Below are 22446 nucleotides of genomic sequence, written 5' to 3'. Positions count from 1 at the left end.
GTCTGGACAGGACCCTCGCCCGTGCCTGACGAAGGGACCGCATGCTCGTCACCCTGACCGCGCTCTTCGTCGTCGCGCTCGCCGCCCCGGTGCTCTTCCGGTGGACGGGACGTCAGGGCTTCTACCTCCTCGCCGCGGTCCCCGCCGCCGGCTTCGTGTGGCTCCTGACCCAGCTGCCGCACGTGTTCGCCCTGCAGGAGGCGCTCGACGCGGGCCGGCCGATCCCGGCCTCCGCGGCCCACCTGGACCGCAGCGTGCCGTGGGTGCCGTACCTGGACATCGAGCTCGCCTTCCGCATGGACGTGCTGGCCGCGTTCATGTCCCTGATCGTGCTGGGCGTCGGCGCGCTGGTGCTGGCGTACTGCGCCCGCTACTTCCGCGAGCACGAGCCGCGCAACGCGGTGTTCGGCGGCCAGCTGCTGGCCTTCGCCGGCGCGATGTTCGGCCTGGTGACCACGGACGACCTCATGGTGCTCTACACCTTCTGGGAGATCACCTCGGTCCTGTCCTTCCTGCTGATCGGCTACTCGGGCCACCGCATCTTCGCCCGCCGCTCCGCCATCACCGCCCTGATCGTCACCACGTTCGGCGGCCTGGCCATGCTGGCGGGCCTGATCATGCTGGCCCACGCGGCCGGCTCCTGGCGGATCTCCGGCGTGCTGGCCGCGGCCCCCCGCCTCCTCGCGGACGACGGCGGGCGCGTCCTGCTCGAGGTCGCCGTCGGGCTCGTGCTGATCGGTGCGCTGACCAAGTCCGCCCAGGCGCCGTTCCACTTCTGGCTGCCGGGCGCGATGGCCGCCCCGACCCCGGTCTCGGCCTACCTGCACGCGGCCGCGATGGTGAAGGCCGGCGTGTTCCTCGTGGCCCGCCTGGCCCCCGCCTTCCACGAGCTGGCCACGTGGCAGGTGCTCGTGCTCGGCCTGGGCCTGTGGACCCTCATGCTGGGCGGCTGGCGGGCCCTGCGGCAGACCGACGTCAAGCTCGTGCTCGCCTACGGCACGGTCTCCCAGCTCGGCTTCCTCATGGTGGCCAACGGGCTGGGCGTCCGCGACGCAGCGCTGGCCGGCCTCGCGATGCTCCTGGCGCACGCCCTGTTCAAGGCCCCGCTGTTCATGGTGGTCGGTATCATCGACCACGAGGCCGGCACCCGCGACCTGCGCGAGCTCTCCGGCATCGGCCGCCGCCACCCCGTCCTCGCCGCCGTCGCCGTCCTGGCCGCCGCCTCGATGGCCGGCCTGCCCCCGTTCTTCGGGTTCGTGGCCAAGGAGGCGGTCCTGCAGAGCCTGACGGACCACGGCGCGGCCCACGGCGGCCCGCTCGCGTGGGCGCCCCTCGTGCTGATGGCCGCGGGGTCCGTGCTCACCGTGGCCTACACGTGGCGCTTCCTCTGGGGTGCCTTCGCCACCAAGCGCACCCCCGAGGGTGCCCCCGTGCCCGCCACCCGCTTCCACACGCGCGTGACCTTCCTCGAGCTGGCCCCCGCCGGGCTGCTGGCGCTCACCGGTCTGGTGCTCGCGGTCCTGCCCGGGCCCCTCGAGCACCTGCTGGCCGCCCACACGGCCACGATCCCGGCCCTGGACCCGGCCGCCTCTCCGGCGCACCTGGCCCTGTGGCACGGCTGGACGCCCATCCTCGCCCTCTCCGCGGGGATCTGGGTGCTCGGCGCGCTGCTCGCCCTCGGCCGGCCGGGAGTCGAGGCGTTCCAGCGCCGCGTCGAGTTCCCGGTCGACGCCCTGCGCACGTACCGGAAGATCACCGGCGCCCTCGACGAGGTCGCCATCTGGGTCACGGGCCGCACCCAGACCGGCTCGCTGCGCCGCTACCTGGCCATCATCCTCACGACGGCGGCCGGCCTGCCCGTCGCCTTCCTCCTGTTCCCCGCCGGGCGGGAGGACCGCCTCCTGGCCACCGCGTTCCTCGACGGGGACATCATCTGGGCAGAGAGCCCGGCGCAGCTGGTCATCGTCCTCATGATCGCCGTGGCCACCGTGTTCGCCGTCCGCGCCCGCCGCCGCTTCAAGGCGATCATGCTGGTGTCCGTGACCGGCTACGGCGCCGCCGCCCTGTTCGCCCTGCGCGGCGCCCCGGACCTCGCCATCACCCAGGTGCTCGTGGAGACCATCATCCTGGTCACCCTCATCCTGGGCCTGCGCGTGCTGCCGCCGGACTGGTACGACCGCCGCACCGGCTCACGGCGGCTGGGCCGCCTGGCCGTGGCCGTCGGGTTCGCGCTGACCATGATGTGGATCGCCGCCACCGCGCTGGCCGCCCGCACCGCCGAGCGCATCTCGCTGCCCATGCCGGAGCTCGCCTACACGGACGGCTACGGCGCCAACGCCGTGAACGTCACCCTCGTGGACATCCGCGCGTGGGACACGTGGGGCGAGATCACCGTGCTGGCCGCCGCCGCCACCGGCGTGGCCTCCCTGATCTTCCTGCAGCACCGCGACGGGCGCACCCGCAGCATCGACGACGTCGCCCCCGGCTCCGTCGGCGACTTCGGCGCCGACTCCTCGCTCGGGGCCCGCGAGCTGTCCGTCGTGCGCAGCTTCGCTGTGGACGATCGCAAGGGCCAGTGGCTCGTGGCCGGCCACACGATGGCCCCCGAGCGGCGCTCGATCATCCTCGAGGTCGTCACCCGCTTCATGTTCCCGATCATGATGCTGCTCTCCGTCTACTTGCTGCTGGCCGGGCACAACACCCCCGGCGGCGGCTTCGCCGGCGGCCTGCTCGCAGGCCTGGCCCTCACGCTGCGCTTCCTCGCCGGCGGCCGGTACGAGCTGCAGGAGGCCTCCGTGATCCCGGCCGGGCCCATGATCGGCCTGGGCCTGGCGATCGCCACGCTCACCGGGATCGCCCCGCTCTTCTTCGGCGGGCAGATCCTGCAGTCCTATGTGGTGGAGTTCACCGACCTGCCGCTGTTCGGCGACGCCCTCAAGCTGGTCTCGGCCACGGCGTTCGACATCGGCGTGTACCTCGTGGTGGTCGGGCTCGTGATCGACGTGCTGCGCTCGCTCGGCGGTGAGGTGGACCGCCGGGGCGAGGAGGCCCGCCGCGCCCGCCTGCGCGCCGCGGCCCGCCGTCGTCATCCGCGCATGCCCACCCCGTCCACCCCCGACGCCCCGGAGGCCGCCCGATGATGACCGTCGACCTGGCCCTGCTCCTGGCGATGGGCGTGATGTTCGCCGGGGGGATCTACCTGGTGCTCGAGCGCAGCCTGACCCGCATCCTGCTGGGGATCATGCTGATCAACAACGGCGCCATCATGCTGCTGTTCCTCGCCTCCGGCGGCGTCGGCCTGGCCCCGCTGTTCGTGCGCGGCCGGGACCCGCACGAGTACGCGGACACCCTGCCGCAGGCGCTGATCCTCACCGCGATCGTGATCGGCTTCGCCGTGGTCGCGTTCCTGACCGCCATGATCTACCGCTCGTGGCTGCTCATCCGCGAGGACGAGGTCGAGGTGGACGCGGAGGACGTCAAGATCGCCCGGATGCCCGCCTGGGACGCGGAGGACGACGCGGAGCTCGTGGAGGAGTCCTCCGAGTTCCTGGACGACGCCGCGGACCCCAACGCCCACTACGAGCACGCCACGGAGTCCCGACCCCACGTGCGCCACGCCTCGCCCACATCGCCCACCCATCCCGGCCCGGCGTCCGCCGTCCGTGCCCACCGCGCCGACGGGGGGCCGCGCCCGTGAGCATCGGCACCCTCCCCCTGACCGACCTGGCCCCGCTGGCCGTCATGCTGCCCGTGCTGGGCGCGGCCGTGACCTTCATGCTCGTGCGTCGCCCCCGCGCGCAGATCACCGTCACGGTCTCCGCGCTCGTGCTCACCCTCGTGCTGGACGCGCTGCTGCTGGCCGCGGTCTGGGACACCGGGATCGCGGCCGTCCACCTCGGCGGCTGGCCGGCCCCGCTGGGCATCACCCTCGTGGTGGACCGGCTCTCGGCCCTCATGCTCGTGGTGTCCGCGCTGGTCACCCTGGCGGTGCTGCTGTACGCCTCGGCGCAGGGGCTGATCAACCGGGACGAGGGCGGGCCGGTCTCGATCTTCCACCCCACGTTCCTGATCCTCGTGGCGGGCGTGTCCAACGCGTTCCTCGCCGGCGACCTGTTCAACCTCTACGTGGGCTTCGAGATCCTCCTGACGTCCTCCTACGTGCTGCTGACCATGGGGGGCACCGCCCAGCGCATCCGCGCGGGCATCACCTACGTGGTGGTCTCCGTGCTCTCCTCGGTGGTGTTCCTGATCGCGATCGCGATGATCTACGCGGCCACCGGCACCGTGAACATGGCGGACCTGGCCGTGAAGCTGGGCGAGCTGCCCACCGACGTGCAGATGGTCCTGCACGTGCTGCTCCTGGTGGGCTTCGGCATCAAGGCGGCCGTGTTCCCGCTGTCCTTCTGGCTGCCGGACTCGTACCCCACCGCGCCCGCCCCGGTGACCGCGGTGTTCGCGGGCCTGCTCACCAAGGTGGGCGTGTACGCGATGATCCGCACCGAGACGCTGCTCTTCCCGGGGGAGCACGTCAACGCGCTCCTGCTCGTGGTGGCCGCGCTGACCATGGTGGTGGGCATCCTCGGCGCGCTGGCCCAGACGGACATCAAGCGCATCCTGTCCTTCATCCTCGTCTCCCACATCGGCTACATGATCTTCGGCCTGGGCCTGGCCACGGAGGCGGGGCTGGCGGCCACCGTGTACTACGTGGCCCATCACATCACCGTGCAGACCACGCTCTTCCTCGTCACGGGTCTGATCGAGAACCGCGCCGGCACCGCGAACATCGACCGCCTCGGGTCCCTGGCGAAGGTCTCCCCGTTCGTGAGCGTCCTGTTCCTCGTGCCCGCGCTCAACCTCGGCGGCATCCCGCCGTTCTCCGGCTTCCTCGGCAAGGTCGGCCTGCTGCGCGGCGGCGTCGAGCAGGCCACGCCCCTGGCCTACACGCTGGTGGGCGTGTCCCTGCTCGTGTCCCTGCTGACCCTGCTCGTGGTGGTGCGCGTGTGGACCCGTGCGTTCTGGCGCAAGGTGGAGGACGTGGAGCACCCGCCCGCCCAGCTGGTGGCCGCCTACGAGCGGACCATCGACCGCGGCCTGCGCCCGCGACGCCTCGAGCCGGGCCTCGTGCTGCCCACGGCTGCCCTGGTGGTCATGACGCTGGCCTTCACGGTCCTGGCCGGCCCGCTGTTCGACCTCGCCGACGCGGCCGCCACGGACATGCTGGACCGCACGCCCTACATCGCGAGCGTGCTCGACGAGGCCGCCGCCGAGCGCGCCGCCGAGACCCTCAGCCACGACCCGACGGAGGTGCACGATGCCCGGCACTGACCCCGCCCGCGCCGGCGCCGAGCGTCCGGCGCGCCCGCACCGCGTCCGGGACATGGTGGGCCAGTGGCCCCTGATCGCGGTGCTCGTGCTGCTGTGGTGCGCCGTGTGGGAGGACTACTCCCTGCACGTGGCGCTCGCCGGCCTGGCCTTCTCGCTGCTCGTCATGGTGCTGTTCCCCATGCCGCGCATCCCCTTCAGCGGCCGCCTGAACCCGTGGTGGTTCCTCGTGTTCACCGCCCAGTTCCTCGGGGACGTGGTGCGCTCCTCGGTCGAGGTGTCCAAGGTGGTGCTGCTGCGCGGGCGGGCGGCGCGCAGCTCGATCGTGGGGGTGCGGCTGCGCAGCCACGACGACCTCGTCATCACCCTGGTCAGCCACGCCCTGGCCCTGGTCCCCGGCTCGATCGTCCTCGACGTCGATCGGGCCCGGTCCATCCTCTACCTCCACGTGCTGGACGCCACCACGGACGAGGACATCGAGGACTTCCGCGCCAAGGCGCTGCGCGTCGAGGCCGGCATCATCAAGGCGGTCGGCACCCGGGAGGACCTCGAGCTGGTCCACCGGTACCCGGACACGGCCCCGCCGGAGGAGGAGTCGGCCGAGCGCCGGCGCCCCGCCGCCCCGCGGCCGGGGGGCACCGCCCCCATCGGGAGCACCGCCGACCACGCGAAGGAGGGCACATGACGGACCCGTTCCACCTGGCCGCCTGGATCGCCGGGACGCTGCTGTTCGTCGGCGCCCTCGGCGCGCTTTACCGGATCGTCCGCGGGCCGTCCCTGCTGGACCGTGCGATCGCCACGGACGTGCTGCTCGTGGTGCTCTCCTCCGGGCTCATCCTGGACATGGCCGTGCGCCGCCACACGGACAACGTGGTGCTCGTGGTGCTGGCGGCCACCGTCGGCTTCGTGGGCTCGGTGACCGTGGCCCGCTTCGTCGAGGACCGGCGGCCCGACCACTCCATGGAGGACCAGGCGCGCGTGCCCGGCACCACGGACGTGCCGGGCGGGGAGGAGGGCCGATGACCGACACCGCCACGCTCCTGGACTGGCTGGCCGCGTTCCTGATCGTCAGCGGCGCCTTCTTCTCCCTGGTGGCCGGCGTGGGCCTGCTCGTGCTGCCGGACCTGCTGGCCCGCATGCACGCCGCCGCCAAGCCGCAGGTCCTCGGCCTGCTGCTCATGCTCGCGGGGCTGGCGATCGAGTGGCGCTCGTGGGTGTGGCTGCCCGTGCTGTTCCTGGCCTGGGTCACCCAGATGGTCACGGCCCCGGTGGCCTCCCACCTGGTGGGCCGCACGGGCTACCGCACCAAGCACGCCCGCCGTGAGCTGCTGCACCGGGACGAGCTGGCCGCCGTCGTCCGTCGCGCCGAGCCCCCGGCGGACCCCGGGCCGCGCCGCGCCGGCGCCCGGCCGCGCGGGCGCCGCTGACACCACCCCGCACAGCACGACGGCCGCCGTCCGGATCCCTCCGGGCGGCGGCCGTCGTCGTGGTGGTGGCGGGGCGGCTCAGACCTCGTGGTCCACGCGGTGCGCGGTGGACTCGGACACCTTGCGGATCGCGGCGCCGGCGCCGCGCTGGCCGGCGACCTTCAGCAGCGCCGCGACGCCCGCGGAGATGAACGCGAAGGACAGGGCCTCGATGAGGGGCAGCGTCTCGTCGGCCGCGTCGTTCGGGGCGCTGTGGCCGGTGACGAGCCGCCAGCCGCCCGCCACCACGCGGGAGCCGACGATGCCGCCGACCAGCGTGATGCCGGCGGACAGGGCCTTCTGGACGAGCGTGTTCATGGTGCGCCTTCCGTGGTCGGGGATCTCACGTGCGGTTGCGGCCGCGGCCGACGACGCCGGACGGGCCGGTCCCCAGCCTAGCCCGCGGTGGGCACCGGGTCGCCGCTGACGTGCCGGCCGGGGTCGCCGTCGGCGTCCAGATGGGCCTGCAGCATGCCGGTGAGCTCGTGGTCCACGGGGATCTCGACGCCGTCGACGGCGCGCACCGGCAGGACGCCGCGCACCGAGGAGACGAGCCAGACGCCCTCGGCGCCCTGGAGGTCCGCCGGGACGAGCGGGCCGTAGCCGAGCTCCCAGCCGTCCGCGTGGGCGGCCGCGAAGATCACGGCCTGCGACGTGCCGGCGAGGATGCCCTTCTGGCGCAGCGGGGTGAGGAGGCGGCGGACGCCGTCCTCCCCGGTGCGCACGATCAGCACCGTGGAGGTGGGGCCCTCGAGCAGGTAGCCGTCCGCGCTGGTGAAGACGACGTCGTCGGCGCCGTGCGCGCGGGCGTAGCGCAGGGCGGCCATGTTCACGGCGTAGGAGAGGGTCTTCGCGCCGGTGAGCAGCCACGGGGAGCGCTCGGGGGCCTGCGAGTCGATGCCGCGGTCCAGCAGCAGCACCCGCAGCCCCCGCTGCCGCTCCTCGTCCTGGATCGCCGGGGCCGGGCTCAGCAGCGCCCACGCGGTGGGCGTGGGCACCGCGCCGGGAGCCGCGTCCGGGCCGCGGGTGACGGTCAGGCGCACGGCGAGACGGTCCCCGGGCGCGACGTCGTTGGCCTCGGTGAACGCCCGCAGGCCGAGCGCGACGGCGGCCTCCCACGCCGCCGCCTCGGGGGCGGCCAGCTGCAGGGCGGCGGCGGACGCGGCCAGCCGGCCGAGGTGGGCTCCGAGCTTGCGCATGCGCAGGGTCCCGAGCCCGTCGGCGACGGCGAGCGCCGTCTCGAAGATGCCGTCGCCGCGCGTGACCCCCTGGTCCGTGACGCTCAGGTGCGGGACGGCCGGGTCCGCGAGCCGCGGGGCGGGGGCGCCGTCCGCGTCCGTCTCGAGCAGGACGAGGACGGGCGAGCCGGCGGCGGGGGAGAAGGCGGTGGGACGCATCCGCCCAGGATAGACGCCCGCCCCCGGCCGATCGGGGCCGGGGGCGGGCATCAGTCGGGGGCGGTCAGGCCCGGTGGGCGCCGCCGTCCGGGGCGGGGACGGAGGGCTGCGCCGGGGCGTGGGCGCGCTCGAGCTGGGCGCCCTCCACGTCCACGTCCGGCATGATCCGGTCGAGCCAGCGCGGCAGCCACCACGCCTTCTCGCCGAGCAGGTGCATCAGCGCCGGCATCAGGAGCAGGCGCACCACGAACGCGTCCAGCAGCACGCCGAAGGCCAGGCCGAAGCCCATCGGGCGGATCATCGCGTCGTGGGCGAAGATGAACCCGCCGAACACGGAGATCATGATGATCGCCGCGGCGATCACGACGGCCCGGCCCGAGCGCAGGCCGGTCAGCACGGCCTGGCGGGCGGGCAGGCCGTGGGCGTAGGCCTCGCGCATGCCGGAGGCGATGAACAGCTGGTAGTCCATGGCCAGGCCGAACAGCACGCCGATCATGATGGTCGGCAGGAAGCTGAGCACGGGGCCGGGGTTGTGGACCCCGAACACCGAGCCGAGCCAGCCCCACTGGAAGATGGCCACCACGCCGCCCAGGGCGGCGAACATGGAGAGCACGAACCCGCCGGTGGCGATCAGCGGCACCAGGATCGAGCGGAACACCAGCACCATGATCAGCAGGGACAGGCCCACCACCACGCCCAGGTAGAGGGGCAGGGCGTCGGAGAGCTTCTCCGAGACGTCGATGAACCCGCTGGTCATGCCGGCCACGCCGAGGTTGGAGGCCTCGCCGGCCGGCTCGGTGGCGCGCAGGTCGCGCACCAGCTCCTCGGTGGAGACGGCGTTCGGGCCCTCCTCGGGCAGCACCTGGAACATGGTGACGGTGCGGTCCTCGTTGAAGCCCGCGGGCACCACGGCGTGCGCGTGCTCGAGGCCGGCGAGCTGCTCGCCGACGTCGAGCTGGGCGTCCGTGGCGCGCCCCTCGTCCAGGCCGGCGGGCAGGTCCACGGTCACCACGAGCGGGCCGTTGTAGCCCTCGCCGAACTTCTCGGCGGTGAGCTCGTACGCAACCTGCGAGTCGGAGCCCTCCGGCTCGGACCCGCCGTCCGGCAGGCCCAGGCGCATCGAGCCGACCGGCAGGGCCACGAGCACCAGCAGGGCGACGGCCGCCAGGGCCGAGGCGATCGCGGCCGGGGTGGACATGGTCGAGCGGCGCCCGGCGCGGCGCACGGCGGCGGAGCCCTCGGCGACGGAGGCGGGACCCTCGTCGGCGAGGCGGGCCCGCTCCTTCTTCGAGAGGATCCGCATCCCGGCCAGGGAGAGCAGGGCCGGGGTCAGGGTGACGGCCACCAGCACGGCCACGGCCACGCAGACCGCGCCCACGGTGCCCATCAGGCCCAGGAACGGGATGCCGGTGACGTTCAGGCCCACGAGGGCGACGATCACGGTGATGCCGGCAAACACCACGGCGTTGCCGGAGGTGCCGTTGGCCAGCGCGATCGACTCGTGCAGGCCCGTGCCGCGACGCAGCTCCTGGCGGTGCCGGTTGACGATGAACAGCGCGTAGTCGATGCCCACGGCCAGGCCCAGCATCACCCCGAGCACCGGGGTCACGGAGATCATCTCCACGGCGGAGGAGAACGCGAGCGCCCCGGCGGCGCCCACGCCCACGCCCACCAGCGCGTTGACCAGCGGCAGACCCGCGCCCACGAGGGTGCCGAGCATGACCACCAGCACGATCGCGGCGACCACGAGGCCCACGACCTCGCCCGGGCCGAGCAGGGAGGGCGCGGTGGCGTTGAGCTCCTGGGAGGGATGCACGGCGACGCCGTCGATGTCCGCGCCGGTGAGGGCGCCGGTGACCGCCTCCTTGTCCTCGGCGGTGACGTCCAGGGTCGGCGTGGTGAAGGTGACGATCCCGACGGCGGTGCTGCCGTCCTCGGACACGGTGCGGAAGTCCTCCGCCAGGGCCAGGGTGCGCTCGCCGCGCTCGTACTCGGCCCGGCCCTCGTCGATCTTCTGCTGCTGCGCGTCCAGCTCGGCCTCGGCCTGGTCCAGGCGCTCCGCGCCGGCGGCCAGCTGGGCCCGGGCGTCCTCGAGCTCGGCGACGCCGCGCTCGTACTCGGCCCGGCCCTCGTCGATCTTCTGCTGCTGCGCGTCGAGCTCGGCCTCGGCCGCGTCCAGGGCCTGCTGCCGTCCCGCGGCCACCTGCTCGCGGCCGGCCTCGAGCTCGGCCTCGGACTCCTGCAGCTGCTGCCGGCCGGCGGCGAGTCGGGCGGCGCCGTCGTCGGCCTCCGCCTGGGCGGCCGCGAGCTGTTCGGCGCCCGCGTCGGCCTCGGCCTGGGCTGCCTCCAGCTGCGCGCGGGCGGCGTCGGCCTGGTCCTGAGCGGCCGCCAGCTGTGCCTCGGCGGCGGCGAGCTGCGCCTCCTGGTCGGCGAACTGCTCGGTGACCTGCTCCGCCGGGATGCCGGCGGCCTCGGCCTCGGCCAGTGCGGCGTCCCGGGCCTGCTCGAGCTCGGCGCGGCCCGCGGCCAGCTGCTCGGCCCGGGCGTCGAGCTCGGCCTGCCCGGCCTCGAGCTCGGCCCACCGGGCGTCGAGCTCGGCCTGCGCGGCCTCGAGCTCCTGACGCTGTGCGTCGAGCTTGGCCTGCCCGGCCTCGAGGCGCTCCGCCTGCTCCTCGAGCTCGGCGCGGCCGGCGTCGAGCTGCTCCTGGCCTTCGGCCACCTGCTGCTCGGCCTCCCGGAGCGGGGCCAGGGCCTCGGCCGGCAGGGCGTCCAGGCCACGCTCCTCGAGGTCGGCGCGCGCGGCGTCGAGCTTCGCCTGCCCCTCCTCCAGCTGGGCGGCGGCCTCGGCCAGGCGCTGCTCGGCCGCGTCGGCCTCGGCCGTGCGACGCTCGAGCTCGGCCCGGCCGTCCTCGATCTCCTGGCGTCCGTCCGCGAGGCGCTGCTCGCCGTCGGCCAGCTCGGCGCGGCCCTCGTCGAGCCGGGTGCGGGCGTCGTCCCGCTGGGCCTGGGCCTCGAACGGGTCCACGACGCCCTCCACGGCCGGCTGCTCGGCGACGTCGTCCAGCAGGGCGGTGATCTGCTCGCGCTGGGCGTCGGTCAGGGGGGAGCCGTCCTCGGTGGTGAACACGACCTGGCCCCTACCGCGGGAGGCCTCCGGGAACTCCTCCTTGAGGCGGTCCGTGACCTGGGCGGTGGGCGTGCCGGGGATGGTGACGGTGGAGGAGAGCGTGCCGCCGAAGGCGAGGAACCCGCCGACGGCGAGGGCCAGGGCGAGCACCCAGGCGAGGATCACGAGGAGGGGGCGGCGGGCGGCGCCGAGGCCGAGACGGTAGAGCAGTGTCGCCATGGGAAGGGGAGGTCTCCTTGCGCTGGGGTGGGACGCGGCCGGACGCGGCACGCCGCCTCCGATGCTACACCTAAGCGGAGCGTACCGCTCCGGTCCCGGCGCCCGGCCGGCCCGCACGCAGACCCCCGACGCCCCGACCCCGGGCGGCGCCCCCGTCAGGCGGAGGGCAGGCGCAGGACCAGGTCCGCCGCGGCGCGCGGGGCGTGCCGGGCCAGGTAGTCCTCCTCCTGTGCGGCCCAGCGGTCCCAGTGCGGGGCGAAGGTCTCACCGTCCCGGGCCAGCGCCCGCGTGCGCCGCGCGGGGGTCTCGAGCTCGAGCCACACCGCCAGGTCGAGCAGCGGTCGGGCGGCGGTGCTGAGCGCACCCACGCCCTCGCACACCACGACGTCGGCCGGCGCGGTCCGCCGCGGCGGACCGGGGGCGGCGCGGTGCCAGTCCCACGTGGTCCAGGTCGCCGTGCCCCGCTCCCGCAGCGCGCGCACGACGGCCGGGTAGGGGCCGTCGTCGCCCACCGCGGCGGCCAGCCCGTCCCAGCCCTGGTACATGGACTCGATCTCGATCACCTCGACGCGCGCGAACGGCGCGATCCGGGCCGCGAGCGCGGCGGCGAGGACGGTCTTGCCCGACCCCGAGCGGCCGTCCAGGCCGATGAGCGCCGGTCGGGTCACGGGTCCTCCGGGGTGGGGTCCGTCAGCGCGGCGGTGGCCGCCTCGAGCACCCGCACCGCGGCCCGCAGCTCCGCGACGGAGAACCCCTCGAGGGCGGCGCTCAGCCGCTGGGACATCGGTTGGAACGCGCGCTGCCCGTCGCGGCGGGCCGTGTCCGTGTGCTCCACCAGCACGCGCCGCCGGTCGCCCTCGTCCCGGCGGCGGCGGACGTGGCCCGCGGCTGCCAGGCGGTCCACGAGGGCGGTGGCCGAGGCCCGGGTGAGGTGCAGGTGGGCGCCGAGGTCCGAGGCGGTGACGGGCTCACCGGCCGCCGCGCGGGCCATCAGGTACGCGAGGGCTCTGAGGTCCGTGCGATGCAGGCCGACGCCGCGGCCGGCCTCGTCGACGGCGTGCTCCGCGCTCTCGCTGAAGACGCGCAGCGCGTGGACCACGGCGAGATGCTCCGCGGGGGCGGAGGGGGGCTGCGTGGTCATGGCCGGGAGTCTAGCCAGCCCCCATGGTTGTTTGATCATCGAACCATCCCCTACGCTCGGGGGCATGCCCACCGCGCCCGACCTGTCCGCCTTCCGCACCCCCGCCGCGCCGGGGCGTCCCTCTCGGGGGCTGCGGCTGGGCCTGGCCGCGGCGCTGGCCGTGGTCTGGTTCGCCGTGCTCGGCCTGGGCGGCCCCGTGTTCGGCGCGATCGGCGACGTCTCCTCGAACGACCAGGCCACCTTCCTGCCGGCGTCGGCCGAGTCCACCCGCGCGGGGGAGGAGGCGGCGGCGTTCCAGGACGGCGAGGCCGTGCCCGCCGTCGTCGTGGGCCCGGCGAGCACCGCGGACCCCGCGGCCGCCTTCCCCGCGCTCGCGGACCTCGCGGGCCGGTTGGGCGAGGTGCCGGGCGTGACCGACGTCGCCGGCCCGATCCCCTCCGACGACGGCGCGGCGGTGCAGTTCCTGGCCTTCGTCGACTCCTCGGCCGGGGCCGAGCGGCCCGTGGCCGACGTGGTGGCCGACCTGCGGGAGGTCGTGGCGGACCCGGCGGCCGCCGCCCCCGCCCTCGCCGGGACCGTGGCCGCGGACACCGAGTGGCACGTGGGCGGTCCGGCGGGCCTGGTCGCGGAGCTGGGCGGCGCGTTCGCGGGGATCGACGGGCTGCTGCTGCTCGTGGCGCTCGTGGTGGTGTTCGTGATCCTCGTGGCGGTCTACCGCTCCGTCCTGCTGCCGGTCCTCGTGCTCCTGACGGCCGTGGCCGCGCTCTGCGGCGCGATCGTGGCCGTCTACGGGATGGCCCTGGCGGGCTGGATCCAGCTCAACGGCCAGGCCCAGGGCATCCTCTCGATCCTCGTGATCGGCGCGGCCACGGACTACTGCCTCCTGCTCGTGGCCCGGCACCGCGAGGAGCTGCTGGTCCGCGCGGAGGTCGGGGAGGCGCTGCGGGCCGCCGTGCGCGGGTCCTTCGGCGCGATCACCGCGTCCGCCTCCACCGTGGCCCTCGCCCTGCTGATCCTGATGGCCTCGGACCTCAACTCGACGCGCTCCCTCGGCCCCGTGGCCGCCACGGGTGTGGCCTTCGCGTGGCTCGCCGCCCTGACCCTGCTGCCGGCGCTGCTGCGGCTGACCGGGCGTGCCGCCTTCTGGCCCACGATCCCGTCCCCCGAGCGCGCGCGCCGTCGCACGGAGCGCCGCGCCGCCCGGGGCCGGGCCTTCACCCCGCCGCGCGACGGCGCGGGCCGGCCCATCGCCGGCCTCGAGGAGGACCACGGGGTGTGGACGCGGGTGGGCACCGTTGTCGCGCGCCGGCCCCGCCCCGTCTGGGTCGCCACGACAGTCGGGCTCCTCGCCCTCTGCGGCGGCCTGCTGCAGCTGCGCGCGGACGGCGTCGCCCAGGAGGACGTGCTGCTCGGCGACTCCGACGCCCGGCAGGCCCAGGCCCTGCTGACCGAGCACTTCGACGCCGGCGCGGGCGCCCCCGCCCAGATCCTCGCCCCGGCCGGGGACGCGGAGGCGGTGCTCGCCGCCGTCACGGAGGACCCCGGCGTGGCCGAGGCCGCGGTCACCACGGACACCCCCGAGGCCGCCGCGGGCCTGCCCCCGGGCGCGCTCGACGCGGAGGGCGGGACGGGCGCCGCGTCCGCGCCGGAGCCGCAGCCCCGCGTGGTGGACGGCCGCGTGCTGGTCTCTGCCACCCTGGCGGACCCGGGCGAGTCCCTCGCCGCGCAGCAGACCGTGGCCCGCCTGCGCGACCGGCTCGCGGACCTGCCCACCTCGGGCGAGATCCTCGTGGGCGGCCCGGCGGCCCAGGCGCTGGACACGAACGTCACCACGCAGCGCGACCTGCGGGTCGTCATCCCGCTGATCCTCGCGATGCTGCTGGTCATCCTCGCGGTGCTGCTGCGCTCGCTCCTGGCACCCGTGCTGCTCGTGGTCAGCTTCGGTGCGGCCCTGGGCGTCTCGGCCCTCGTGTTCCGGCACGTGTTCGGCTTCGAGGACGCCGACCCCACCGTGCCGCTGTACGGCTTCGTCTTCCTCGTGGCGCTCGGGATCGACTACACGATCTTCCTGATGACCCGGGCGCGGGAGGAGACCCCGCGGCACGGCACGCGGGCGGGCGTGCTGCGCGCCCTCACCGTCACGGGCGGGGTCATCACCTCGGCCGGCGTCGTGCTGGCGGCCACCTTCGCCGCGCTCGCGGTGATCCCGCTGATGTTCATGGTGCAGTTGGCATTCATCGTCGCGTTCGGCGTGCTGCTGGACACACTGGTGGTGCGCACGCTGCTGATCCCCGCGCTCGTCCGGGACATCGGCCCGCGCGTCTGGTGGCCGGCGCGGGCCGCCTGAGCCCGGACGGCGACAGAGGGCCCGACCGGCGGTGCGGTCGGGCCCTCCGTGCACGCGGGCGCCTCAGGGGCGCGCGGTCACTTCTTCTTCGACTTCTTCGCGTTCGAGGCCGTGGCCTTCTTGGCAGCCGACTTCTTCGTGCGAGCGCCCTGCGGGGCGGGCGCGGCCTGGTCGTCCTTCACCCGGCCCGCGGCGGCGGCCTCCGTGGCCGCACCCGCGCTGCTCAGGCGGCCGTCGTCCGTGGTCAGGAAGGAGCGCATGAACCACTGGAACAGCTCGAGCTGGGCCACCTGGTCGATGAGGATGTCCTGGGTGACCGGGTCGAGGTCCTCGGTGGCGTCGATCGCGGCGCGGTGATCCGTCACGACGCCGTCGTAGACGAGGTCCAGCGCGGCCAGGTGCTCCAGGGTCGTCGCGCGGCCCAGCGTGTAGTCGTCCCACGTGCGGGCGGCCACGAGGGCGCCCGGGGTGCCGGCGGGGGAGACGCCGAGGGTGGCGATGCGCTCGGCGACGACGTCCACCATCGCGCGGACCAGCTCGATCTGTGGGTCGAGCATCTCGTGTACGCCGATGAAGCCCGGACCCACGACGTTCCAGTGGGCGTGCTTCAGGGTGAGCTGCAGGTCGTTGAGGGCGTGCAGGCGACCCTGGAGGATCTCGGCGATGCGGCGGCCCGTGCTCAGGGACAGGCCCGGGACGGTGTACTCGGCGGCGTTCTTCTCGGCCATGGTGGTGCTCCTTCTCCGTCGGGACGGGCGCGCCGTCGGCGACGCCCCGTGTTCCGCCATTCAACCGCGCGAGACCCGCGCGCTTCCAGGGCCCGGCGCCTGCACCGGGACGGATCAGGGATGGACCCGGGCCCCGGGAATGGATCGCGGACGGCCCGCGTTGACCCTCGCAGAAGCAGAAGTGAGTGAAGTCGACTCAGGTTCACTTGACAGTCCACCGCCCCGGTGGCAACCTGAGTCATGAAGGCTCAATTCCCTGCGGCGCCGGTGCCCCGGCCCGCGGGTCCGGCCCCCGCTTCACCGTCAGACAGGAAGGACCCCATCATGTCCCGTGCAGTCGGCATCGACCTCGGCACCACCAACTCCGTTGTCGCCGCCCTCGAGGGTGGCGACCCGGTCGTCATCGCGAACGCCGAGGGCGCCCGCACCACCCCGTCCGTCGTCGCGTTCTCCAAGGGCGGGGACGTCCTGGTCGGCGAGGTCGCCAAGCGCCAGGCCGTCAACAACCCCGAGCGCACCTTCGCGTCCGTCAAGCGCCACATGGGCACCGACTGGACCACCGAGGTGGACGGCAAGAAGTACACCCCGCAGGAGATCTCGGCCCGCACGCTGATGAAGCTCAAGCACGACGCCGAGGAGTACCTGGGTGAGAAGGTCACCGACGCGGTGATCACCGTGCCCGCCTACTTCAACGACGCCGAGCGCCAGGCCACCAAGGAGGCCGGCGAGATCGCGGGCCTGAACGTCACCCGTATCATCAACGAGCCCACCGCGGCCGCCCTGGCCTACGGCCTGGAGAAGGGCAAGGAGGACGAGCTCATCCTGGTCTTCGACCTGGGCGGCGGCACCTTCGACGTGTCCCTGCTCGAGGTCGCCAAGGACGAGGACGACTTCGCCACCATCCAGGTGCGCGCCACCGCCGGCGACAACCGCCTCGGCGGCGACGACTGGGACCAGCGGATCGTGGACTGGCTGCTCCAGCAGGCCAAGTCCAAGGGCGCGGACCTGTCCAAGGACAAGATCGCCCTGCAGCGTCTGAAGGAGGCAGCGGAGCAGGCCAAGAAGGAGCTCTCCTCGGCCACCTCCACCAACATCTCGCTGCAGTACCTGTCCGTGACCCCCGAGGGCCCGGTGCACCTGGACGAGCACCTCTCCCGCGCCAAGTTCCAGGACCTCACCAAGGACCTGCTCGAGCGCACCCGCAAGCCGTTCGAGGACGTCATCAAGGAGGCCGGCGTCAAGGTCTCCGACATCGACCACGTGGTCCTCGTCGGCGGCTCGACCCGCATGCCCGCCGTCTCCGACCTGGTGAAGGAGCTGACCGGCGGCAAGGAGCCCAACAAGAGCGTGAACCCGGACGAGGTCGTCGCCATCGGCGCCGCGGTGCAGGCCGGCGTGCTCGCCGGCGAGCGCAAGGACGTGCTCCTGATCGACGTGACCCCGCTGTCGCTGGGCATCGAGACCAAGGGCGGTGTGATGGCCAAGCTCATCGAGCGCAACACGGCCATCCCGACCAAGCGCTCCGAGACGTTCACCACGGCCGAGGACAACCAGCCCTCCGTGTCCATCCAGGTCTTCCAGGGCGAGCGCGAGTTCACCCGGGACAACAAGGCGCTGGGCACCTTCGAGCTGACCGGCATCGCCCCGGCCCCGCGCGGCATGCCCCAGATCGAGGTCACCTTCGACATCGACGCGAACGGCATCGTGCACGTCTCCGCGAAGGACAAGGGCACCGGCACCGAGCAGTCGATGACCATCACGGGCGGCTCCTCGCTGTCCAAGGAGGACATCGACCGCATGGTCAAGGACGCCGAGGCCCACGCGGACGAGGACAGGAAGCGCCGTGAGGCCGCCGACCGCCGCAACCAGGCGGAGCAGTCCGCGTACTCCGTGGACAAGCTCCTGCAGGACAACGCGGACAAGCTGCCCGAGGACGTCAAGACCGAGGTGCAGGCCGACGTCGACGCCCTGAAGGCCGCCCTGGAGAAGCAGGACAACGACGACGAGGTCGCCGCCGCGTTCGAGAAGCTCCAGGCCTCCCAGGTCAAGATCGGCGAAGCCCTCTACGCCCAGCAGGGCGCGGAGTCGGCCGACGCCGGCGCCGAGTCCGCCGCCCCGCAGGACGACGACGAGGACATCGTCGACGCCGAGGTGGTCGACGAGGACGACGAGAAGAAGGCCTGACACCCCGGTGCCGGGGAGGGCGTCCACGCCCGCCCCGCCCGGAGGCCCACGACGCCGGCGGGCCGGCCCGGCAGCGCCCCTGCCGGGCCGGCCCGCCGGCCTTCCCGCACCACCCCCGCGCGGCGGACCCGCCGCGCCCACCCGCTTCGAAAGGACACACCATGAGCGCCGACCAGCAGCGTCCGCACGGCTCCTCCGATGCCGAGCGCGGCTCCGAGGAGGAGCCCATCGTGTTCAACGACCGTCGCCGAATCGACCCCGAGACCGGTGAGCCCCGGGTCTCCGCCGAGAGCGCGGCCGAGCAGGCCGAGGACGGCGACGCCCTCGCCCAGGCCGAGCGCATCCTCGACGAGGCCGGCGCGCAGGCCGGGACCGAGGCGCCGCAGCCCGCGGCCTCGGACCGCGAGGCCGAGCTCGAGACCGACCTGCGCCGGCTGCAGGCCGAGTTCGTGAACTACAAGCGTCGCGTGGACCGCGACCGCGACCTGGCCAGGGACGCCGGTGTGGTCAAGGCCGTCACCGCGCTGCTGCCGGTGCTCGACGACATCGACGCCGCCCGCGCCGCCGGCGACCTGACGGACGGTCCGTTCGCCGCGATCGCGACCAAGCTCGACACCGCCCTGGCCGGCCTCGGCCTCGAGCGCCACGACCAGGAGGCGCTGGCCGGCGTCGAGTTCGACCCGGCCGTGCACGAGGCCGTGATGCGCCAGCCGCACGCAGAGGTGCCCGCGGACCACGTGGTCCAGGTCTTCCGCAACGGCTATCTCCGGGACGGCCGCGTGCTGCGCGCCGCCCAGGTGATGGTCTCCGCCGGAGACGAGTGACCCCGTCGGCCGGCGGCCCACCCCGCCGCCGGCCGACCCCCCTGACCGATGCACACGAGAGGAGGCACCATGGCCTCGCAGGATTGGATGGACAAGGACTTCTACGCGACCCTGGGGGTGTCCAAGGACGCCTCCGAATCGGACGTGAAGAAGGCCTACCGCAAGCTCGCCCGCACCCACCACCCGGACCAGAACCCCGGGGACGAGGCGGCCGAGAAGAAGTTCAAGGAGATCTCGGAGGCGTATGCCGTCCTGAGTGACCCCCAGGAGCGCCAGGAGTACGACGCGATCCGTGCGATGGGCGGCGGCGCCCGGTTCTCCGCCCCGGGCGGTGCCGGCGGCGGCGGCTTCGAGGACGTCTTCGGCGGCATGTTCGGCGGCGGGGGCGGCCCCCGCACCACGCAGTCCGGGCCCGACCTGTCGGACCTGTTCAGCGGGATGTTCGGCGGCGCCGCCGGCCAGACCGGCGGCTTCGGCGACGCCGGCTACCCGCGGCCGCGCCCCACGAAGGGCGCGGACCGCACCGCCACCACCACGATCTCCTTCCGCGGTTCGATCCAGGGCACCACGGTGTCCCTGCGCGCCCCGGACGGCGAGACGATCGAGGTGAAGATCCCGAAGGGCATCCGCGACGGCCAGAAGGTCCGGGCCCGCGGCAAGGGCTCGCCCGGTGCGGCCGGCCGCGGCGACCTGCTGGTCACCGTGCACGTGCGCGAGCACGAGTTCTTCCACCGGGACGGGGACGACCTGCGCATCACCGTGCCCGTCACCTTCCCCGAGGCCGCCCTCGGCGCCACGATCGAGGTGCCCACGCTGGAGCGCCCCGTGAAGGTGAAGGTGCCGGCGGGCTCCCAGTCCGGCCGCGTGCTGCGCCTGAAGGGCCGCGGTGTCGAGCGCGGGACGACGACGGGTGACCTGCTCGTGGAGCTGCACGTCACCGTGCCCACCGAGCTCGACGACGACGCCCGCGCCGCCATCGAGGCCCTGCAGTCCGCCCTGGCCGGCGACGATCCGCGGCGGGAGCTGGCCCGGAAGGCCGCCTGGTGAGCGCCCGCGACGGCGCCGCCCGCGCGGACCGGGGCCGCGAGCCGGGTCTTGACCGGAACGCCCCCGTCTTCGTGATCTCCGTGGCCGCCGAGATGGCGGACATGCACCCGCAGACCCTGCGCCAGTACGACCGGCTCGGCCTCGTGGTCCCCGCCCGCCAGGGCGGACGGCAACGCCGCTACTCCCTGGCCGATGTCGAGCGGCTGCAGACCGTGCAGGCCCTGAGCCGCGAGGGCATCTCGCTGGAGGGCATCCGCCGCGTGATCGCGCTGCAGCGCGAGGTCGAGCAGCTGCAGGACACCGTGGTCGAGCTGGCGGCCCAGGTGGACCGCCTCCACCACGCCTCCCGCCTGGCCCGCGTCTTCACCGTGGGCTCCGGCGGCGACGTCTCGGCCCGGTACGCCGACCGGATGGCCGTCCGCCGTCACGCCGCGGCACGGACCGAGGCCGACGCCGCGGGCCAGGCCTCCCCGGGTGTCCTGCGGACGCTGCCCTCCGGCGGTGCCCGCCCCCGACGGGTCCTCACGTGGCAGCCCGAGCAGGACTGAGCCGGGCGTCGTTCGGGGTGGCCGCACGGTCCCGCGTCCGGGAGCGGCTGCGCGCCGACATGGCCCGGCGCGACGGCCTGGGCCGGCGGGCCCGCAGCGCCCTGGACGGGATCGTCCACGCCCTCAAGCCGGAGGGCATGGACCCGCACCTGCCCGCCCGGCATCTGCTGGACTACGTCCTCGACGGCCCGGACGGTCCGCGCGCGGTGGTCGCCGCGGGAGACCCCGCGACCGCCACCCACCTGACCTGGCTCGTCTCCGGCATGGGCATCCGCCCCCAGACGGCCATGTGGGGGACGGCCCGGGAGGCCGCCCACCTCGCCGCCGCCCAGCGCGCCGCCGGCGCACCCCGCCCGGTCGTCATCGCGTGGCTCGGCTACCCCGCGCCCACACCCTGGCGGGTGGTGCTCGACGGCCCCGGCCGGCGCGGCGGCGCGATGCTCGCCGCGGATGTGCGGGCCTGGTGGGAGTTCATGCGCCACGGGCCGGGGGAGGACGACGCCGCCGCCCCGGCCCTGCGCGCCCGCGGGACCGCCGTGCACGGGGCCATGGAGGCCCACTCGTACGGCTCGCTGGTGGCCGCGCACGCCCTGCGCCTGCTCGCGGACCGGGGCCTGCAGCCCGACGACGCCGAGGCCCCGTGGCCGGCCGAGCGTCCCGTCGAGGCCCTCGTGGTCTCGGGCGCGGTCGGCCTGCCCGCCGCCCTGGCAGCCCGGGCCGCGCACCTCGGCCTGCGGTCCGGACGGGTGTTCCGCGCCCTGGCCCCGGGCGACCTCCTCGCCCGGGTCGGCCGTGCGGTGGGCCGTCGTCGGGACTGGACGGACGCCGCCGTGCTGCCGGTGGCCCCGCGGCCCGGCCTGGCGGGGGCCGGCGTCCGCGGCCACCACACGGCCCGCTGGTCGCCGACGGCCCCCGGGGACGCCCCGAGGGGCTACCGGGACGCCGGGTCCGTGACGCTCGCGGCGACCGCGCGGGTGACCGCCGGCCTGCCGCTGCCGCCCGTCCCGGACGGCGCCGACCCGGCCGGGCCGGTCGCCCCGGCCTGAGCGGCCCCGTCGGGCCCCGTGCTCAGCGGCGGCGGTACGCCAGGTCGAACACAAGGCGTCCGGCCCGCTGGGACTTCGCCTCGAAGCTCGTGATCGGTCGACCCTCGAACCGGGGCGCCCAGCCGCCCTCGTGGTCCACGGGGTCCGCGGCCGCCGCGCCGGCCCGCGCCTCACCCAGGCCGGCCCGCAGCGGGCGCTCCTCCTCGGCCGCGCGCTCCCAGCCCGCGGGCAGCGGCTGGGCACCCACCTCGGTCTCCCTGCCCTCGCGGCGCACCCGCGTGAGCGGGGAGTCCTCGCCTGCGGCGCGCCCGGGGAAGAGGTTCTCGAACTCCGGGTGCGCCTCGAGCACCTCGCGCATCTGCACGGCGTAGCCCGACCAGTCCGTCGCCAGCCGCAGCACCCCGCCGGGGGCGAGCACCCGCGCCACGCGGTCCGCGAAGGCGGGGGAGACCAGGCGGCGCTTGTGGTGCCGCTTCTTGTGCCACGGGTCCGGGAAGAACACCCACACCTCGGAGACGGAGCCGGGCGTGAGCAGGGCGTCCAGCAGCTCGGGGGCGTTGGCCTCCACGGCGCGGACGTTCTCCAGGCCCTGCTGCTCCACGCGCGTCATGAGCGCGGCCAGGCCGGGCACGTAGACCTCGACGGCGAGCACGTTCCAGTCCGGCCGGTCGGCGGCGGCCTGCGCCGTGGACTCGCCCAGCCCGGAGCCGATGTCCACCAGCAGGGGGGCCTCGCGCCCGAACACCCCGGCCCAGTCCAGTCGGGCCTGGGCGTCCACCGAGGTGGCGCCGCGGCCGCGGGGCACGTCCACGAGGACCCGCTCCGCCTGGCGGTCCCACACGGCCTGCCGCCCCGCGTTCAGGCGCGCACCGCGTCGGACGAAGGAGACCGGCTCCCGTCGGACGAGGGCGGGGTCCTTGTCCCGATTGTGGTCGTGCGCGTGGACGCGCTCGGCGGGCGGCGGGACGGCGTCGGGGTCGGGTGCGTCCGGGCGGGGGCGGGAGAGGTGCTCAGTCATCGCCCCGATCCTGCCACGGCCGTGCGTCGACG

Annotated in this window: 19 protein-coding genes; 12 read left to right on the top strand and 7 right to left on the bottom strand. The window is 74.7% G+C overall.

All coding sequences use genetic code 11. The features are described 5' to 3' along the window. The first annotated feature begins 41 nt into the window (after positions 1–41). The 6 genes from ACUJ8O_RS06555 to mnhG are packed head-to-tail and all read left to right on the top strand — an operon-like array spanning position 42 to position 6749. Positions 42–3140, top strand: a complete 3099-nt coding sequence (locus ACUJ8O_RS06555) for a Na+/H+ antiporter subunit A (RefSeq protein WP_101967510.1) — start codon at positions 42–44, stop codon at positions 3138–3140. Then, positions 3137–3697, top strand: coding sequence for an NADH-quinone oxidoreductase subunit K (locus tag ACUJ8O_RS06550; protein WP_095347049.1), 561 nt, complete (start codon positions 3137–3139; stop codon positions 3695–3697). The genes ACUJ8O_RS06555 and ACUJ8O_RS06550 overlap by 4 nt, the downstream gene beginning before the upstream one ends. Beyond that, positions 3694–5325: a Na+/H+ antiporter subunit D gene (locus ACUJ8O_RS06545; RefSeq protein ID WP_095347051.1), complete on the top strand. Its 1632-nt coding sequence runs from the start codon at positions 3694–3696 to the stop codon at positions 5323–5325. The genes ACUJ8O_RS06550 and ACUJ8O_RS06545 overlap by 4 nt, the downstream gene beginning before the upstream one ends. Next, positions 5312–6007 carry a Na+/H+ antiporter subunit E gene (locus tag ACUJ8O_RS06540; RefSeq protein ID WP_152744214.1) on the top strand — a complete coding sequence of 232 codons (696 nt, stop codon included), beginning with the start codon at positions 5312–5314 and terminating at the stop codon, positions 6005–6007. Before ACUJ8O_RS06545 ends, ACUJ8O_RS06540 begins: the two co-directional genes overlap by 14 nt. Next, entirely contained in the window at positions 6004–6345 is a 342-nt protein-coding gene (locus ACUJ8O_RS06535) for a monovalent cation/H+ antiporter complex subunit F (RefSeq protein ID WP_152744213.1), read from the top strand. Before ACUJ8O_RS06540 ends, ACUJ8O_RS06535 begins: the two co-directional genes overlap by 4 nt. After that, positions 6342–6749, top strand: coding sequence for a monovalent cation/H(+) antiporter subunit G (gene mnhG, locus ACUJ8O_RS06530; RefSeq protein ID WP_129867214.1), 408 nt, complete (start codon positions 6342–6344; stop codon positions 6747–6749). Before ACUJ8O_RS06535 ends, mnhG begins: the two co-directional genes overlap by 4 nt. A 78-nt stretch (positions 6750–6827) precedes the next feature. On the opposite strand, the gene ACUJ8O_RS06525 is transcribed toward mnhG, so the two are convergent. From ACUJ8O_RS06525 to ACUJ8O_RS06505, 5 genes are all read right to left on the bottom strand, one after another. After that, positions 6828–7106: a DUF4235 domain-containing protein gene (locus ACUJ8O_RS06525; RefSeq protein ID WP_371506669.1), complete on the bottom strand. Its 279-nt coding sequence runs from the start codon at positions 7104–7106 to the stop codon at positions 6828–6830. Between the two features lie 77 nt (positions 7107–7183). After that, on the bottom strand, positions 7184–8185 hold the full coding sequence (locus ACUJ8O_RS06520; protein ID WP_036383651.1) for an aminotransferase class IV: 1002 nt from the start codon (positions 8183–8185) through the stop codon (positions 7184–7186). Between the two features lie 64 nt (positions 8186–8249). Next, positions 8250–11531 carry an MMPL family transporter gene (locus ACUJ8O_RS06515; RefSeq protein ID WP_371506670.1) on the bottom strand — a complete coding sequence of 1094 codons (3282 nt, stop codon included), beginning with the start codon at positions 11529–11531 and terminating at the stop codon, positions 8250–8252. A gap of 155 nt (positions 11532–11686) precedes the next feature. Then, on the bottom strand, positions 11687–12199 hold the full coding sequence (locus ACUJ8O_RS06510) for a para-aminobenzoate synthase component I (protein ID WP_044658845.1): 513 nt from the start codon (positions 12197–12199) through the stop codon (positions 11687–11689). Further along, positions 12196–12672 carry a MarR family winged helix-turn-helix transcriptional regulator gene (locus ACUJ8O_RS06505; protein WP_044658846.1) on the bottom strand — a complete coding sequence of 159 codons (477 nt, stop codon included), beginning with the start codon at positions 12670–12672 and terminating at the stop codon, positions 12196–12198. Before ACUJ8O_RS06505 ends, ACUJ8O_RS06510 begins: the two co-directional genes overlap by 4 nt. Positions 12673–12736: 64 nt before the next feature. Between ACUJ8O_RS06505 and ACUJ8O_RS06500 the strand changes: the two genes are divergently transcribed. Continuing rightward, positions 12737–15019, top strand: coding sequence for an MMPL family transporter (locus tag ACUJ8O_RS06500; protein ID WP_371506671.1), 2283 nt, complete (start codon positions 12737–12739; stop codon positions 15017–15019). Between the two features lie 77 nt (positions 15020–15096). Here the strand turns inward: ACUJ8O_RS06500 and ACUJ8O_RS06495 are convergent, their stop codons facing one another. Further along, on the bottom strand, positions 15097–15747 hold the full coding sequence (locus ACUJ8O_RS06495; protein WP_036340005.1) for a Dps family protein: 651 nt from the start codon (positions 15745–15747) through the stop codon (positions 15097–15099). A gap of 324 nt (positions 15748–16071) precedes the next feature. On the opposite strand from ACUJ8O_RS06495, the gene dnaK reads away from it, so the two are divergent. The 5 genes from dnaK (at position 16072) to ACUJ8O_RS06470 (ending at position 21396) form a co-directional block, all read left to right on the top strand. Beyond that, on the top strand, positions 16072–17931 hold the full coding sequence (gene dnaK, locus ACUJ8O_RS06490; RefSeq protein WP_036340002.1) for a molecular chaperone DnaK: 1860 nt from the start codon (positions 16072–16074) through the stop codon (positions 17929–17931). Positions 17932–18092: 161 nt separating this feature from the next. After that, a complete protein-coding gene (locus ACUJ8O_RS06485) occupies positions 18093–18755 on the top strand; it encodes a nucleotide exchange factor GrpE (protein ID WP_010080231.1) in 663 nt (220 codons plus the stop codon). A gap of 69 nt (positions 18756–18824) precedes the next feature. Continuing rightward, complete coding sequence (locus ACUJ8O_RS06480) at positions 18825–19802, top strand: DnaJ C-terminal domain-containing protein (protein WP_036337106.1); 978 nt, start codon at positions 18825–18827, stop codon at positions 19800–19802. Continuing rightward, entirely contained in the window at positions 19799–20350 is a 552-nt protein-coding gene (locus ACUJ8O_RS06475) for a heat shock protein transcriptional repressor HspR (RefSeq protein WP_371506672.1), read from the top strand. Before ACUJ8O_RS06480 ends, ACUJ8O_RS06475 begins: the two co-directional genes overlap by 4 nt. Then, on the top strand, positions 20329–21396 hold the full coding sequence (locus ACUJ8O_RS06470) for an alpha/beta hydrolase (protein WP_233263206.1): 1068 nt from the start codon (positions 20329–20331) through the stop codon (positions 21394–21396). Before ACUJ8O_RS06475 ends, ACUJ8O_RS06470 begins: the two co-directional genes overlap by 22 nt. 22 nt (positions 21397–21418) lie before the next feature. On the opposite strand, the gene trmB is transcribed toward ACUJ8O_RS06470, so the two are convergent. Beyond that, the gene (gene trmB / locus ACUJ8O_RS06465; RefSeq protein ID WP_445373253.1) at positions 21419–22414 is read right to left on the bottom strand and encodes a tRNA (guanosine(46)-N7)-methyltransferase TrmB; all 996 of its coding nucleotides are present in this window, start codon (positions 22412–22414) and stop codon (positions 21419–21421) included. Positions 22415–22446 lie beyond the last annotated feature (32 nt).

Source organism: Micrococcus sp. EWR3.9.1 (genome assembly GCF_052615555.1).
Note: the sequence above shows the minus strand (reverse complement) of the source record. Positions and strands in the feature narration are given on the sequence as shown.